General features: G+C 31.1%; 17 protein-coding genes. 15 read left to right on the top strand and 2 right to left on the bottom strand.

Features of this window, described 5'->3' with window-relative positions:
- Nucleotides 1–48: 48 nt before the first annotated feature.
- From Q0X98_RS03950 to Q0X98_RS03930, 5 genes are read left to right on the top strand one after another with little or no spacing between them, the layout of a single operon-like run.
- Complete coding sequence (locus Q0X98_RS03950; RefSeq protein WP_297681703.1) at nt 49–687, top strand: pilus assembly protein PilO; 639 nt, start codon at nt 49–51, stop codon at nt 685–687.
- Complete coding sequence (locus tag Q0X98_RS03945; protein ID WP_297681701.1) at nt 674–1132, top strand: hypothetical protein; 459 nt, start codon at nt 674–676, stop codon at nt 1130–1132. Before Q0X98_RS03950 ends, Q0X98_RS03945 begins: the two co-directional genes overlap by 14 nt.
- A complete protein-coding gene (pilQ, locus tag Q0X98_RS03940; RefSeq protein WP_155242570.1) occupies nt 1122–2672 on the top strand; it encodes a type IV pilus secretin PilQ in 1551 nt (516 codons plus the stop codon). The genes Q0X98_RS03945 and pilQ overlap by 11 nt, the downstream gene beginning before the upstream one ends.
- Nucleotides 2672–4420, top strand: a complete 1749-nt coding sequence (locus tag Q0X98_RS03935; protein ID WP_297681696.1) for a GspE/PulE family protein — start codon at nt 2672–2674, stop codon at nt 4418–4420. Before pilQ ends, Q0X98_RS03935 begins: the two co-directional genes overlap by 1 nt.
- A 7-nt stretch (nt 4421–4427) precedes the next feature.
- Nucleotides 4428–5666: a type II secretion system F family protein gene (locus tag Q0X98_RS03930; protein ID WP_297681694.1), complete on the top strand. Its 1239-nt coding sequence runs from the start codon at nt 4428–4430 to the stop codon at nt 5664–5666.
- A 2-nt stretch (nt 5667–5668) separates the two neighbouring features.
- Here Q0X98_RS03930 and Q0X98_RS03925 read toward each other — a convergent pair whose 3' ends face one another.
- The gene (locus Q0X98_RS03925; RefSeq protein ID WP_297681692.1) at nt 5669–6079 is read right to left on the bottom strand and encodes an ATP-binding protein; all 411 of its coding nucleotides are present in this window, start codon (nt 6077–6079) and stop codon (nt 5669–5671) included.
- Nucleotides 6079–6378, bottom strand: a complete 300-nt coding sequence (locus Q0X98_RS03920; RefSeq protein ID WP_028036380.1) for an STAS domain-containing protein — start codon at nt 6376–6378, stop codon at nt 6079–6081. Before Q0X98_RS03920 ends, Q0X98_RS03925 begins: the two co-directional genes overlap by 1 nt.
- A gap of 149 nt (nt 6379–6527) precedes the next feature.
- Here Q0X98_RS03920 and Q0X98_RS07450 point away from each other — a divergent pair, with 149 nt between their 5' ends.
- The 10 genes from Q0X98_RS07450 (at nt 6528) to Q0X98_RS03870 (ending at nt 15768) form a co-directional block, all read left to right on the top strand.
- Nucleotides 6528–6791 (top strand): prepilin-type N-terminal cleavage/methylation domain-containing protein, encoded by a 264-nt coding sequence (locus Q0X98_RS07450; RefSeq protein ID WP_320415269.1) that lies wholly within the window; start codon nt 6528–6530, stop codon nt 6789–6791.
- A 256-nt stretch (nt 6792–7047) separates the two neighbouring features.
- Nucleotides 7048–7464, top strand: a complete 417-nt coding sequence (locus Q0X98_RS03910) for a prepilin-type N-terminal cleavage/methylation domain-containing protein (RefSeq protein WP_297681689.1) — start codon at nt 7048–7050, stop codon at nt 7462–7464.
- 9 nt (nt 7465–7473) lie between these two features.
- The gene (locus tag Q0X98_RS03905; protein WP_297681687.1) at nt 7474–7722 is read left to right on the top strand and encodes a hypothetical protein; all 249 of its coding nucleotides are present in this window, start codon (nt 7474–7476) and stop codon (nt 7720–7722) included.
- A 3-nt stretch (nt 7723–7725) separates the two neighbouring features.
- Complete coding sequence (locus Q0X98_RS03900; RefSeq protein ID WP_297681685.1) at nt 7726–9879, top strand: ammonium transporter; 2154 nt, start codon at nt 7726–7728, stop codon at nt 9877–9879.
- Between the two features lie 95 nt (nt 9880–9974).
- Nucleotides 9975–10304 carry a heavy-metal-associated domain-containing protein gene (locus Q0X98_RS03895; RefSeq protein ID WP_297681683.1) on the top strand — a complete coding sequence of 110 codons (330 nt, stop codon included), beginning with the start codon at nt 9975–9977 and terminating at the stop codon, nt 10302–10304.
- A gap of 13 nt (nt 10305–10317) precedes the next feature.
- A complete protein-coding gene (amt, locus tag Q0X98_RS03890) occupies nt 10318–12555 on the top strand; it encodes an ammonium transporter (RefSeq protein WP_297681681.1) in 2238 nt (745 codons plus the stop codon).
- Between the two features lie 83 nt (nt 12556–12638).
- Nucleotides 12639–12935, top strand: coding sequence for a hypothetical protein (locus Q0X98_RS03885; RefSeq protein ID WP_297681679.1), 297 nt, complete (start codon nt 12639–12641; stop codon nt 12933–12935).
- A gap of 79 nt (nt 12936–13014) precedes the next feature.
- Nucleotides 13015–13929 (top strand): DMT family transporter, encoded by a 915-nt coding sequence (locus tag Q0X98_RS03880; protein ID WP_297681678.1) that lies wholly within the window; start codon nt 13015–13017, stop codon nt 13927–13929.
- Nucleotides 13922–14875, top strand: a complete 954-nt coding sequence (locus Q0X98_RS03875) for a D-2-hydroxyacid dehydrogenase family protein (RefSeq protein ID WP_297681676.1) — start codon at nt 13922–13924, stop codon at nt 14873–14875. Before Q0X98_RS03880 ends, Q0X98_RS03875 begins: the two co-directional genes overlap by 8 nt.
- On the top strand, nt 14875–15768 hold the full coding sequence (locus tag Q0X98_RS03870) for a histone deacetylase (protein ID WP_297681674.1): 894 nt from the start codon (nt 14875–14877) through the stop codon (nt 15766–15768). Before Q0X98_RS03875 ends, Q0X98_RS03870 begins: the two co-directional genes overlap by 1 nt.

Here is a 15768-nt window from a genome sequence, read left to right as displayed (position 1 = left end):
TAACAATATGAAAGGTTTTATTATAATGTGTAAGTTGGAGAAAGCTTAATGGATCTAAATAATATTACAGTTGATAGTTTAAAAGAAAAGTTTGCTGCATTTGATCGAAAAACTTTAATAAAATTTGGAATTGGAATTGGTGCAATAATTTTATTTTTAGTTATTTACTTTGTAGTTTTAAAACCAATGGTGGATGAGCGTAAAGCAAAGTATGCTGACAAAACTCTAAAAATTCAAGAGATACAGCAATTTGAAAATGATATTGTCTCCATTAAATCTCAAATTAAAAAAATTGAGCCCATTGTTAAAAAAAATTCAACCTTGTTTCACTCAAAAGCCGAAGTTGAGGGCTTGTATGATAGTTTAAGTAGATTTGCATCAAGACACAATCTGGTCATTTCAAAAATTACAAAAAAGAAAGCAGTACCCGTACTGAAGCCAGGTATTGCAAAACAGGCAGAAGGGTTATTAAAGCAAAACCAAATTTCATATTATCGAATACCTGTAGATTATGAAATAAGAGGTAATTTTTTAAATTATATAAAATTTAAAAGATCTGTATCAAAAGCAAAAAAAATGCTTAACTTTGATAAAGAGTTGATTAACGTTGTTCAAAACGATAAGAATGGAGCAATTACTGTAAACGGAGAATTAACCATTGTAGGATTACCAAATGAATTTTTTTAAAATCTTATTAACACTAATTTTTTTACTTTTTTCAACTGCTTCGTTCAGTGATAATCATAAAGCAGCAAGTGATGTAGCGTTAAGTGATGAAGCTAAACAAATGCTTGAAGAACTAGATGAAGATGAAGTTCCATTAAATGATCCATTTGCTGGAAATGAAGGTTCAGCTGGTGGAGCAGCAGGTGCTAACATTTCTGAGGAAGAACAAGAAGACGAAATGAGTTTATATAAATTTAAACTTGCAGGTTTGATTTCTGGAAAAGACAGTAGTTATATTTCATTGGTAAATTCTAGTGGAGAAGTAATTTCAGTTACACTTGGTCAGTATCTTGGAAAAATTAAACTTGTAGATTTAAGATTAAATGAAGCTATTTTTGAAAAAGATGATAAAAAATTTATCATCATAGATTTTAACAATATTATTAGAGAAGCAGATGAATATTAAATCTTTTACAAAATTATTTGGAATTATAATTTTTGGTTTAATTATCAGTGGTTGCTCTACTCAATTTCAAAATAAATATAACAAACCATTTAAACACAATACACCTTTAATTAAGGAAAATATTAAACAGAATGGTAAAGCTGAAATTCAAAAAACTTTAGAACTTGGCCCAAAACCTGCCAAGGGTAAAAAAGTTTATGGAAAGAGAAAAAAAATATCTTCAGAGGCTCAAAGAAATTACTTATTAATTCCAGATACGTTCCCACTTTTAAAACAGAGAGTTACATTTAAATTTAAGAATTTAGATTTTAAAGAAACAATGATGTTAATGGGCAAAGTTGGTGAAATTAATGTATTGGTTGGTGACGAAGTTGCGGGCTCAATAACAGCTGAATTAATTGATGTGCCTTGGGATAAAGCCTTTCAGGCACTTCTTGATATGAAGAATTTTGCTTCAGATATAGACGTAAACTCCAATCTTATAAGAGTACATTCTCCTGATACTTTAACTTCTCAAGAGAACTATAAGTCGGACAGAGCTCAAGCTGTTAGAAGAAAAGTTGAGTTAGAGGACAGTGTTGAGCCGATTATATCTGAAATTTTCAGACTTTATTATATAACTCCTGAGCAAGCTAAAGAAACTTTAGAAGAATTATTTACTCAAAGATCTGGAGACAGCTCTTATATTCCCATTCAAGTCACACAGGAAAAAACTACAAGATCAATCATTGTAAGAGGTAAAGAGAAAGATTTAAATGTAGTTGACAAATTAATTAAAGAGATCGACGTAAGAACTAAACAAGTTTTAATTGAAGCGTTTATCGTTGAAGCTAATTCAGATTTTGAAAAAGCTCTTGGTACAAGACTAGGTGGATATTATTTAAGAGGTGGTAGAAATATTGGAGGAGTTGCTGGAGCAAGTTCAGGAAGTGCTGATGGTACGGATTTAAATTCAGTTGCTAATCTTGGTTCTGCAACAGATAGTATAACTAATTTTGCAGCTACGGGTGCAACAAGTGGAATTGGCATATTAAAAAGAACGGGTAGTGCAGTTTTAAAAGCTGAAATTACAGCATTAGAGTCAATGGGCCTTGGTAAAACAATTTCAAACCCAAAAGTATTTACATTAGACAACCAATCAGCAACAGTTACGCAAGGTGAAGAAATTCCTTATCAAACAACATCTGAGGGAACAACCTCAACCTCATTTAAAGAGGCGGCATTGAAGCTTGAGGTTACACCAAGTATAATTGGTGATGGGAATGTTTTATTAAGTATAAAAGTAAATAACGATACCCCTAATAGATCTGCTGGTGGAGATGAACCACCTATAAACAAAATGGAAATTGTGACAAAATTATTGGTTGCAGATGGAGATATTGTTGTAATTGGTGGTATTAAAAAGAACGTTCAAGCTGAGAGCAAAGAACAAACCCCAGGTGTAGGAAATTTGCCAGTTATTGGAAATCTATTTAAAGGTAAAACAAGTTCTGATAACTTAGATGAATTGTTGGTGTTTATTGCTCCAAGAATTTTATAATGATAGACATTAGTAGAGAGTCAGAAATTAACTTAATAAACATCTTAATTGATCAAGACATAATTTCTGGAAAAGATTTACTTGATATAAAGAAAGCATCAGCAGATGGAGAAAAATCACAACTTGATGCAGTCTTTGAACTAAAGATTACAGACGAGGATAAAATTTTAGACCTTCTTGTAAAAGAACAGTCTTTACAAGTTGTAAGTTTAAAAGATCTAGCAGTTGCTCCAGAAATAAGATCAATTCTTCCATCGAATTACATTAGAATGAATTTTATTGCACCATTTAAAATGGAAGGCAACACTCTTCATATTGCAATCTCAGATAGTTCAAAATTAAGTCTAATGAGAAATTTAAAAACTATTACGAAAAAAAATATAGAACTTCATGCCGGTAAAGTTACCGAAATTTCAGATTTTATTCAAAAACTCTTGAAAGAGGGAGAAACTACAATTGAAGCCATCCAAAAGGCTAATAAAGAAAAAATACAAACTTTTGACTATGAGGTTGATGAAAGTGCTGAGGTTTTAGATGAAACACCTGAAGAAGATATAGAAGCATTAGAAAATGAGTCTGAAGTTATAAAATTTAGTACAGCAGTTGTTGCTGAAGCTATTAAATCAGGAGTATCTGATATTCATATTGAACCTTACAGATTTAGTTCAAGAGTGAGATATAGATTGGATGGAATGCTGTCAGAACAAGAACATTTTTCAAAGTTTCTTCATTCAAATTATGGAGCAGTTGTAACCAGATTTAAAATTATGGGTAAACTTGATATTGCAGAAAGAAGGTTGCCACAAGATGGAGCCATTCCTTTTAAAATTGATGGTAAAGTAATTGATCTTCGTCTTTCAATGTTACCTACAGCGAATAATGAAAGAATCGTAATGAGGGTTTTAAATAAAGACGCTGGTGATATTAGTTTAGAGCAATTAAATTTTGAAGAAAATGATTTAAAAAATTTAAGAAAAGCAATTCATGGTACACAAGGTTTGATATTGGTAACTGGCCCAACTGGATCTGGAAAAACCACTACTCTTTACAGTATATTAAAAGAAGTTTCTAAACCTCATCTAAATATCTTAACAGCGGAAGATCCTGTTGAGTATGAACTTGATGGAGTTGGACAAGTTCAAATTAAAGATGATATTGGTTATGATTTCAATAGAGCACTTCGATCTTTTCTAAGACAAGATCCAGAAATTATTCTTGTTGGGGAAATGAGGGATAAAGAAACGGTTGATATCGGATTGAAAGCTGCATTAACAGGTCACTTAGTATTTAGTACGCTTCACACTAATGATGCCCCAAGTTCAATCACTAGATTACAAAACATGGGAACACCTGATTATCTAATTTCAGCAGCATGTACTTTGGTACTTGCACAACGTTTAGCTAGAAAAACTTGTACAGAATGTAGAGAGCCCGATACGGATGTAACTCCTAAAGTTTTAGAAGAGTTTGGATTTACACCAGAACAATCTTCAAGAGCTAAAGTTCTTATAGGAAAAGGTTGTGCTAGATGTAGTGACTCAGGATACAAAGGAAGAATGGGTATTTATGAAGTATTAAATGTCACTAAACCAATTAAAGAAGGGATATTAAGAAAAGCAACTACACCAGAGCTTAAGGAGATCGCAAAAAAAGAGGGCTTTAGACCAATGTCTGAAATGGGAAGAGAAATGATTTTGTCTGGAGATTTAAGTATAAGAGAATTCGATAGAGTTCTATCAACGGAGTAATAAGGTTATGTCATCAGAAACATTCACGTATAAAGGAATTTCAGCAGGTAAATATGTTGAAGGAACAATTGAAGCATTAAGTCAAGATGAAGCTAATTTTAAGCTTAAAGAGCAAAAAATTATTATTACCAACATTAGTAAATCCAAAAAAAAAGCTGCTGCAAAGAAGAAAAGTGGAGGGGGATCATCTTTTTTTAAAAAGAAAGTTAAGCCTGAAGATGTTGTAATTTTTTCTAAACAGTTCGCAACTATGGTAAAAGCAGGATTACCAATTTTAAATGTTTTGGGCATGTTACGTGACCAATTAGAACACCCAGAGTTAAAGATAATTGTTGAAGAAATTAGAAAAAACCTCGAAGGTGGTCTTACATTATCTAAATGTTTTGAAAAATACCCTAATATTTTCGATAATATTTATATCAATCTTATTAAAGCTGGTGAAGCCAGTGGAAAATTAGATATTTTTTTAATGAAGTTAGTAGAGTCTCTTGAAAAAAGAGAAAAAGTTAAGAAGAAAATTAAAGGTGCTTTAACTTATCCAATTGTAATGTTTACGGTTGCAATCACAGTAATGGTTTTTATGTTAATCAAAGTAGTACCTGTTTTTGCTCAAATGTATGAAGGTATGGGTGTAGCATTACCAACTTCAACAGCAGTTATTATGACAGCTAGTGATTTTATGAGAGGACAAGGTGGCTTGACCTTATTTATTGTAATACTAGTTTTTTATTTTAGCTTTAAATATCTTACAAATAATATTCCAAAAGTAAGATATTGGTGGCATGGTAGAGTTTTAAAGATGCCAGTTTTTGGTGATATGATTTTAAAATCATTGATCGCTAGAGTTTCACTAATTATGGGAAATCTAAGTTCTGCGGGTGTAAATTTATTAGAAAGTTTAGAGATTGCTAAACAAGTAAGTAATAACGATGTCGTAACTCTTGCAATAGAAAACGTAAAAAAAGGAGTCTTTTCAGGAGATACACTTACAAAATTATTTTTAAAAGAACCAACTTTTCCACCAACCTTTAGTCAATTAATTTCAGTTGGAGAACAAACTGGAAATTTAGATGAAATGTTTAATTCAGTTTCAAGTTATTATGAGGAAGAGTTCGATACAGCAGTTGATAACATGGCTAGCTTAATAGAACCGATCATGATTGTATTTATGGGTACTATGATTGGTGGATTAATGATTGCGATGTATTCACCAATATTCAATGTTGGTTCAATTATTGGACAATAAATTTAATAATTTTTTATTAAAATTAAGTGATTTACCCAATCTGTTGCAGCCGTTTTAAATACGACTTCATCCATAATCTGTCCTATAAAAAAAGTTCCTAAACCACCTGGTTTAATATCGTTAACATTTCTAGGTTTGATATTTGATGGTATAGCTGGCTCGCCTTTATCATATAAATCAATTTTTAATTGATTATTGTCAAAACTAATTTCAACTTTCAGACTATCAGATGTTTCTTTTCCACTATAAGCATGCTTAACGATATTTTGAGCTGCTTCTGCTAGTGCCAACACCACATCATCGCTTGATGATTTAAAGATATCATCTTTAGCAAGTACTTCTCTTGCAAAACTTCTTATCTCTTTTAAACTTGATGAATGAACTGAAAACTCTTTACTTTCAGAAAAAGTCATTACTCTATGATTAATATCTGTTCTAGTTTAGCCATCATTATTACTTTTAGGACAGATTTACTAATTTCTTTTAGTACAACTCTATTTCCAAGCTCAGCAGCTTTTTGATGACTTTCAATTAGAACAGAAATTCCAGAAGAGTCCATGTATTGAACTTCTTTAAGATTAAGATGAACCTCTTTACCACTTTCTATTAAAGGCATAATTACTTCTTTTGCCTTTTCGGTTACATCCATATCGATTTCACCATCTAAGTGAACTGTTGCTATGTTTCCATCTTCTGTAATTTTGTAAGACATGCGTTTCTATATCATAAATAATTGATTTTTTTAAAAAAAAAGTAAATTTACAGGTAATTGACCCATAATTAGCACTTGAATAATTGTTGATTTTATAAAATGATGTATTTGTTACAGAAATTAATTAATTAATATAAGGAATATTCAAAATGAAGAATAAACAAAAAGGTTTTACATTGATCGAGCTACTTGTTGTTGTAGCGATCATTGGTATTTTAGCTGCCGTTGGTGTTGTTGCTTATTCAGGTTACACATCAAGTGCAAAAAAATCAGCAGCAAAATCAAATCACTCTGCAGTATTAAAGTATGTTGCTGCTGAATTAAAGAAATGCAATATTCAAGGCGGAGGAACGGCCATGAAAGATAAAGATGGTATGATAAACTTACCTGCTCTGACGTTGGAAAGATGGTAAAGTAGCAGAAGCAGCTATTGCCGCACTAAATGATTTTAAAAACTCATATGGTGAGGTAAATGGTTCTAAGTTAGCAATTGTTCTGGAGCAGCAACAGCGCCTACTTGTGGTAATACTACTAAGGGACAAACAACAGTCTCTGATGATGGAAATTCGTTCTACGTTTACACATGTGCTACCGATGATGGTACAGCTGATAATGGAAATTTACTTTCTAACCAAGCAGTTGTAGAATAGAAAATACATAAGTTTGTCTATGACTACTAGGAGATCAGGTTTTACTTTAATTGAACTTCTAGTAGTCGTAGCAATTATTAGCATAATCGCTGCAATAGGTTTTGTTGCATATAGCGGTTATGTAGAAGCAGCTAAAAAGAAAACAGCAGAGAATGCAATGATGCAGCTGTCCTTAGCACAAACAGAATATTATTCAGAAAACTCATCTTATTACGGAGTTAGTTCAGGGTCTACTTGTTCCCCAACATCTGCAACGTCTGATGCTGTGGAAGCAGCATTAATTGAGGGAGCGGAATTGTTTACAGATGAGTTAGGTTATAATGTCTGTATCATAGAAAATAATACAAGAAATTATTATATTGTATCCGAAAGAAATGGTGGCGGATGTAAGATTAAACTTGATGGCAAACAAGTATTTACCAGAGAAGGTTGCTAGATCAATTCAATGATCATAGAAAACTATAAAAAATTCATAATTAGTTTTTTTAAAGGTGAATTAGACCTTAATACTAAAATTGTAATCACAGTAAGTTTGGTATGGATAATTTTCATAGGATATTTAACCTGGTGGAATGGTCTTAAAAGTTTTGCTGTAGACAAAAGTTTTAATTGGGATGAGTGGTTTTGGTTTGGAATTCTACCTGCAGTTGCTCCTTATATATTTTATTTTCTTTGGAAAAAAAATGATGAATAGGAAATGGAAAATATAGATTTGGAGTCGGTAAAATCATTTGTTGATACCCTTTGGGTAATTGATTGTGCAATATTAGTTTTTATCATGCAAGCTGGTTTCATGTGTATGGAGACTGGTCTTTCAAGACATAAAAATAGTATTAACGTTGCACTTAAGAATGCAGCTGACTTTGGTTTAGCTGTTGTAGTGTTTTGGATTTTTGGTTTCGGCTTAATGTTTGGAACAAGCTATAATGGTTTTTTTGGAACCGATCTTTTCTTTTTTAAAACTGAAAAATCTGAATATATGACTTATTTTGTGTTCCAAGCGATGTTTGTTGCAACCGCTGCAACAATAGTTTCTGGTGCTGTCGCTGAAAGAATGAAGTTTAATGGATATTTAATTATAACTATCATTGCTACAGGTATAATTTATCCAATTGTTGGTCATTGGGCATGGTCTTCTAGTTATTTAAATAATATGAATGATGCAGTAACGCAGTTATTAGCTGTTACTGGACAAGTAAAAACTACAGGATGGTTAACAGAGCTTGGTTTTGTAGATTTTGCTGGTAGCACAATTGTTCACTCTGTCGGTGGATGGATTGCACTTGCTGCAGTATTAATTTTAGGGCCAAGGATTGGAAAATATTCTAAAGCTAATAAAGGTAAATTTACTGGCTCAAGTTTCCCTTTAGCAGTTTTAGGAACTTTAATTTTATGGTTTGGCTGGTTTGGATTTAATGGTGGAAGTAATGGTGCAATGGATGAAACGGTACCCTTAATATTAATTAATACGTTTCTTTCTGCTGCTTTTGGATTATTAACTGGGCTAGCTATTTCATTCGCCTTATTTAAAAAACCAGATCCATTTTATGTGATATTAGGGCCTCTTGCTGGATTAGTTGCAATAACAGCAGGTTGTAATTCAATGACTTCAGTTACAGCGATCTTTGTTGGAATTATCGGAGCAATTATATCCATTTTTGTAAATGAACTTTTAAATAAATTTGAGATAGACGATGTTGTTGGTGCGGTTCCTGTTCATTTAGCAGCAGGGATATGGGGAACAATAGCAGTTGGTTTATTTAGTGATTTAGACAAATTAGGAACAGGACTTACAAGATTAGAACAAATTGAAGTTCAATTTATAGGAATATTAGCAATTGGTGCTTTCGCATTTTTTGGATCATATATTGTATTAAGACTCTTAAATTATTTTTATCCATTACGAGTAAGCCCTTTACATGAAGAACTTGGATTAAATATTGCAGAACATAATGCAACATCTGTAGAGCATGATTTAATTAAAATTTTAGAAAAACAATCTGATACTGGTGATTTAAAAATTAGAGGACCACAAGATCCATTTACGGCAGGGGGAGTAATTGGACTTTATTACAATAAATTGATGAGTAAATTAGAACAAAGTGAGTCAGAAAAAAAAGTTTGGCGCGATAGAATTTCTAATGAAGTAAACCTTGCAGTAAAAGTTCAAGAAAACTTTTTACCAAAAAGAAATTTAGAAAATTATCCTGTTCATGGAATTAACCTAGCGGCTAGAGAAGTTTCAGGAGATTTTTTCAGTTTTTATCCTCATAATGAAAGTGTTTATTTTATAATAGCGGATGTAGCTGGAAAAGGAATTCATGCAGGAATGGTGATGGCAAAAGCGTCAACATTATTTGAAATTATGTCTAGAGATAAAGTTGATCCAGATGAAATGATGCTTCATATGAATAATGATTTATTTATAACAAAGACAGGCGGGATGTTTGTAACATGTATATTAGGCGAATATAATCTTATTACCGATGAAATAAGATGGGTTAATGGAGGACACCAACCAGCATTAATTAGAAATGAAAAAGGTATTTATGAAAAGTTTGAAAGTAATTCTCCACCAATGGGAGTAATTCCTCAAAAAGATAAATCGGTATACCCTATACATAAAACAAAACTAAATGGTCATAGGTTTTATGCATTTACTGATGGTCTATCTGAAAGTGAAAACAATAAAGGAGAAGAAATAGGAATTGAAGGATCAATCGAAATAATTGAAAAAAGTTTCAACAAAGATGTTAAAAAACAATTAGATGATATTACAAAAAAAGTTGTAAAAGTCGCAGCCAAAAATAAATTAAGTGATGATTTAACCTTAATTTCAATAGGTAAGTAATAGGAATGCCTTTTTAAAATTACCCATTATGATCTATTTTATAGTGTAAACCAGATTTTTAAATGTTAAAGTTAATCTTAACAAATAAGGAAATTATGTTTAAAAAAATAATATTAACTCTAGGTTTATTTTTATTTAGTACTAATTTGTTTGCAGCTCAAACACAAATTGCTCAAGTAAATGGTATGATGTGTATTAAGTGCCAAAAAATGGTAACCAAGGCGCTTCAAGCTGCAAGTCCAAATGCTACTGTTAAAGTTTCATGGCCTGAAGGTGTTGCAGTCTCATCTTTTGAGGATAAATCTAATCTTTCAGATGATGATTATAAAAATGCAATTCTTGGAACTGGTTTTGAGGTAATTAAAGTAGTAAGCGTTGAAAAAATTATTACTGATGCTGGAGAAGCTAGAAAATTAGTTGATTAATTAAAATTACATTATGACTGCAGCTGACACACAGGTAGTGCTTGATAAGCTGCAGTCTAATATAGACCAGTTAGAACTTGCTAATAAAGGAGCTTTAACTGCACTAGAATTTCGCTTAGACGCAATTTTACAAGCAAATTTAGATACCTTTTGGCTTTTAATTTGTGCTATCCTTGTTTTTTTAATGCAAGCAGGCTTTATGTGTTTAGAGTCTGGTTTATCTAGAAGTAAAAATAGCATTAACGTAGCTCTTAAAAACTTAACAGACTTTGGAATAGCAGTTGTAGTTTTCTGGGCGTTTGGTTTTGCGTTAATGTATGGAACTAGTGTATCGGGACTTTTTGGGACTAAATTTTTTTTCTTCACCACTAAAGTCGCGGGCTATCAAACTTATTTTGTTTTCCAAGCAATGTTTGTTGCAACAGCTGCAACTATTATCTCAGGTGCAGTTGCTGAAAGATTAAAGTTTTATTCTTATATAATAATAACATTTTTAGCCTCAGGTTTTTTCTATCCAATTGTTGGTCATTGGTCTTGGGCGTTTAATTTTGAAAACCCTGAAGAAAAATTTGGTTGGTTAGGTCAATTAGGGTATTTAGATTTTGCAGGGGCATCTGTTGTTCACTCTGTTGGAGGTTGGATTGCTTTATCCGTCTTGTTAATTGTAGGTAATCGTACAGGAAGATTTAGAGAAGATGATAAAAGTAAGTCTTTTCAAGGAAGCAATACACCAATAGCAGCCTTAGGCGCTTTAATTTTATGGTTTGGTTGGTTTGGATTCAATGGGGGTGCAAATGGAGCAATGGATTTAAAAATTCCGTTAATTTTAATTAATACTTTTTTATCTGCATCATTTGGACTTATCTTTTCAAGTATCATGGGTATTCTAATTTTAAAAAAACCAGAACCATTATTTATGATTACAGGCCCGCTTGCTGGATTAGTTTCTATTACTGCATCATGCGCTTATGTAGATCCTGCTGATGCAATTTTAATTGGTAGTATTGGTGGAATTGTTTCGGGTTCAACAATTGTATTACTTGAAAAAGTTAAAATTGATGATGTGGTTAGTGCTATACCTGTTCATTTAGCTTGTGGGATGTGGGGAACCATTGCAGTTGCTTTGTTTGGAAATTTCGAAATGATGGGGGTTGAAAAAACAAGATTAGCACAATTGTTTATTCAATTAATAGGAATAGTATCAATTGGGAGTTTTTGTTTTTTTGGGTCTTATATAATATTAAAAATTATCAATTCATTTTTCCCTCTAAGAGTAAATAAAATTCAAGAAGAGCTTGGTTTAAATATTTCAGAGCACAACGCATCAACAGACACTCATGAATTATTAGAAGTATTAACTAAACAAGCAAAATCAGATGATTATTCAAGTAGGGCTCCACAAGATCCTTTTACTGATAGTGGAATAATTGGCACACAATACAATGTGTTGATGGACAAACTAGAACAATCGGAGAAACAAAAAAATAAATGGAAAAATAGAGTTTCTCAAGAAATAAAACTAGCAATGAATGTTCAAAAACGTTTGATGCCTAAAAGAGATATCAAAAATTACCCAATTTTTGGATTAAATATTCCTGCAAGAGAAATTTCAGGGGATTTTTATGATTTTTATTTACACGATGACGAAGTTTACTTCACTCTATCTGATGTATCTGGCAAAGGGGTTAACGCTGGAATGGTGATGGCTAAAGCAATTACTTTGTTTAAAATTTTTGCAAAACAAAAATTTAAACCAAATGAAATTTTATTAGAAATGAACAACGACTTAAAAGAAACCAATCCAATAGGAACATTTATTACTTCAATTGTTGGAAGATACAATGTAAAGACTGATTTAGTTGAAATTGCTAATGCAGGACATCAACCAGCTCTATTGAAAAATGGTAAGAAATTTAAAGAGTTTACGTCCAGTTCAATGCCATTAGCAGTAACTAAGCACAAAAATGAAAGTGTTTACCAATTAGAAAGTTTTAAATTAGATGGTGGGCGAATTTATTGTTTTACAGATGGATTTTCTGAATGCATGGATGAAAATAAACAAGAGATTGGAATTGAGGGTGTTAAGGATTTAATATTGAAACATGAAAACTCATCCCTAAAAAAAGAGTTAGAAAATGCTACTGAAGAAATTAGATTAAAAACTTTGAAAACAGGAACTCTAGAAAAAGGGATTAAAGAAAATAATGATATCTTAGATGATGATTTGACAATTATTGGTATCGGAAATTAAAAAAAATCAAAATGAGCACATAAGTTAATCAAAAACTAAAATTTTTATTTTTTTTATTACATATCCCTATATTAGTCAGCATTATGATTAAAAAAATTAGCATCATTATATTTTTTATGCTTCTTACAGGATGTGCTCAAAACGTAGCTGTTCTTGGACCCACATTAACTTTTGTTTCAACAGGAAGTGTTGGTCACGCATTAATGTCAGGTGCTTTTAACACAGGAGTTAAACATAAAACTGGAAAAAATGTTAGTGAACACATGGTTCAATCTCTAGATCAACCTTTAGATTGTTCTTTAGCAAACAGCAATGAACTTGATGGTGTTTTTTTTAACGATTATGGTGACTTTGATTGTCACTTAGTAGAAAATCAATAAAGTAAAAAATCATAATACATACATAGCAAGATATTATATTTATAGTGTTTTAAAATTGATAGTTTGTTAACTTAGTTAGATGAATTCTAATCCTATTCGTTCTCAAAACTTCAAAGCATATTTTTATTTATTTTTTGCAACATTATTTTGGGCTGGAAATTTCACAATTGGAAAATTTGCTTTTATTGAAAATATACCTCCATATACATTATCTTTTCTACGATGGCTTCTAGTTTGGCTAATATTATTTCCTTTTACCTATAAAGAGATCATAAAATTAAAAAGTGAAATATCTAAAAATTTAACTTTATTTTTTATTTTAGGTTTTAGTAGTGTTGGAGTTTTTTCAGCATTTACTTATAATGCTTTAGCTCACACCCAAGTAATTAATGCCTCTCTTTTTAATACTGCAATCCCTGCAATGATAATTTTAGTTTGCTTTATGCTTAAAATAGAAAAAACAAATATCTTTCAACTTTCTGGATTATTTATTTCTGTAATTGGAATTTTAGTAATTATAACAAGATTAGATCTAAATATTTTACTTACTTTAAATTTTAATAAAGGTGATATTTATATGTTAATTGCAATTACTGCTTGGGGAATTTATTCAGCATTTTTAAAGAAAAGAAATTTTGAAATATCTTTATTAGCGCTTGTACAAACTATTTGTTCCTTTGGATTAATTCTTTTATTTCCAGCTTTTATTTTTGAAATGATGCAGGGTCAAATTGTTGAGATTAATAACAATCTTTTTTTAATTCTGATTTATGTAGCTATTTTTCCAAGTATTGGGTCTTATTATTGTTGGGCTGGAGCAGTTTCAATTATAGGCGCTAATAGAGCTGGAATTTTTTTATCATTAATCCCATTATTTAGTACAATTTTTGCAATGATATTTTTTAATGAAAAATTTTTATTTTTTCATTTCATTGGTTCAGTTTTGATTATATTAGGTTTATTTTTATCAAACAAAAAAATTACAAATGCTTAAAGTTGCAATACTAGATGATTATCAAAATGTTTCACAAGAGTTTGTGGACTTAAAAAAATTATCTGGAAAATACGAATTTAAAATTTTCAGTGATCCTTTTGAAGATGAGGCAGATGCTATTGAACAATTAGCTGATTTTGAGGCATTATTAATCATGCGAGAACGAACACCGATTACTAAAAATTTAATCGATAATTTAAATGATCTTAAATACATCATCACTAGTGGCTCAAGAAATAAAGCAATTGATTTAGAGGCTGCAAAAAAAAGAAAAATTATAGTTTGTGGAACTGAAATTAATTTTAATCCAACGTGCGAACTTACGTGGGCTCTAATTTTAGGTTTATCTAAAAATTTAAAAACTGAAATTGATAATATGTATCAAGGATACTGGCAGACTACTGTTGGTTTTGAATTAAAAGGTAAAATTATTGGCTTAATTGGTCTGGGTAGAGTGGGCTCACAAGTTGCAAAAATTGCAAATGCTTTTGGTATGCAAGTAATGGCTTGGAGTGAAAATTTAGATTTAGATAAGTGCAAAGAGTTGAATGTACTCCCATGTAGTAAAGAAGATTTAATTAAAACATCTGATTATATTTCAATCCATGTTCAAGGAGGAGATCGTTACAAAGATTGTATTACTATTAAAGAGTTTGACCAAATGAAAAAGACAGCTTTTTTAATTAACACTTCACGAGGCCCAATAATTAATGAGGATGATTTAATCATAGCTTTATCAACGAATGTTATTATGGGAGCAGGGATAGATGTTTATGAGAAAGAACCTTTGCCAGAAGGAAATAAATTAAGATTTTTACCAAATGCATTACTTACTCCACACATTGGTTATGTGACTGCAGAAAATTATAGTATTTTTTATACTCAAATGATTGAAGATCTAGAGGCTTGTGTAAATGGAAAGCCTATTCGTGTTATTGAAAAATAATGGAGTTAGCTGTAGTTAATCACAAAGATTATGTTGCAAAAATTGGAGATGATCACAAGTTTCCAATTAATAAATTTGGCGAACTTGCTAAATATCTCATTAATCAAAAAGTAGTAAAAAAATTTCATAATCCTAAACCTTGTTCATTTGAAACTTTAAATAAGGCTCATTCTGAAAACTATATTAATGATATCAAAAATAAAACTTTGGATAAAAATGGAATTAAAAAAATTGGTTTTCCTTTGGTTGATAGTGTGGTTCAAAGATCTTTAGTTGCAACTGGTGGAACGGTGTTAGCCTCAAAACTTGCATTAAATTATGGAGTTGCTTGTAATACTGCAGGTGGAAGCCATCATGCTAATTATGAGGGAGGTGCTGGTTATTGTGTTTTTAATGATGTAGCAGTTGCTACCCATTACTTGTTAGATAGAGGGTTAGCTAATAGAATTTTAATTGTAGATTTAGATGTACACCAAGGAAACGGGAACTCAGAAATTTTTAAAGATAATAGACATGTCTTTACATTTAGCATGCATTCAAAAACTAATTATCCTGCCAAAAAGTCAAAAAGTGATCTAGATGTTGAGCTTGAAGACAATCTTGAAGATAAGGCATATATAAAGACACTTAAATATTATTTATCTGAGTTTAATAAAGAAAACTTTGACTTTGTCTTTTATATTGCCGGGGTTGATATTCACTTTAATGACAGACTAGGTAAGTTAAAAATTTCCGATGAAGGAGTAAAGCAAAGGGATGAATTAGTTGTTGAAAATTTTTATTCAAAAAGAATACCTATTTGTGGAGTTTTAGGAGGAGGATATAATAAAGACTTCAGTAAATTGGTTGAATTACACTCTTTATTGCATCAATCATGTGCTAAATTGATTTAA

Origin of the sequence: uncultured Candidatus Pelagibacter sp. (genome assembly GCF_943788075.1) — a bacterium.
Taxonomy (GTDB): domain Bacteria; phylum Pseudomonadota; class Alphaproteobacteria; order Pelagibacterales; family Pelagibacteraceae; genus Pelagibacter.
Note: the sequence above shows the minus strand (reverse complement) of the source record. Positions and strands in the feature narration are given on the sequence as shown.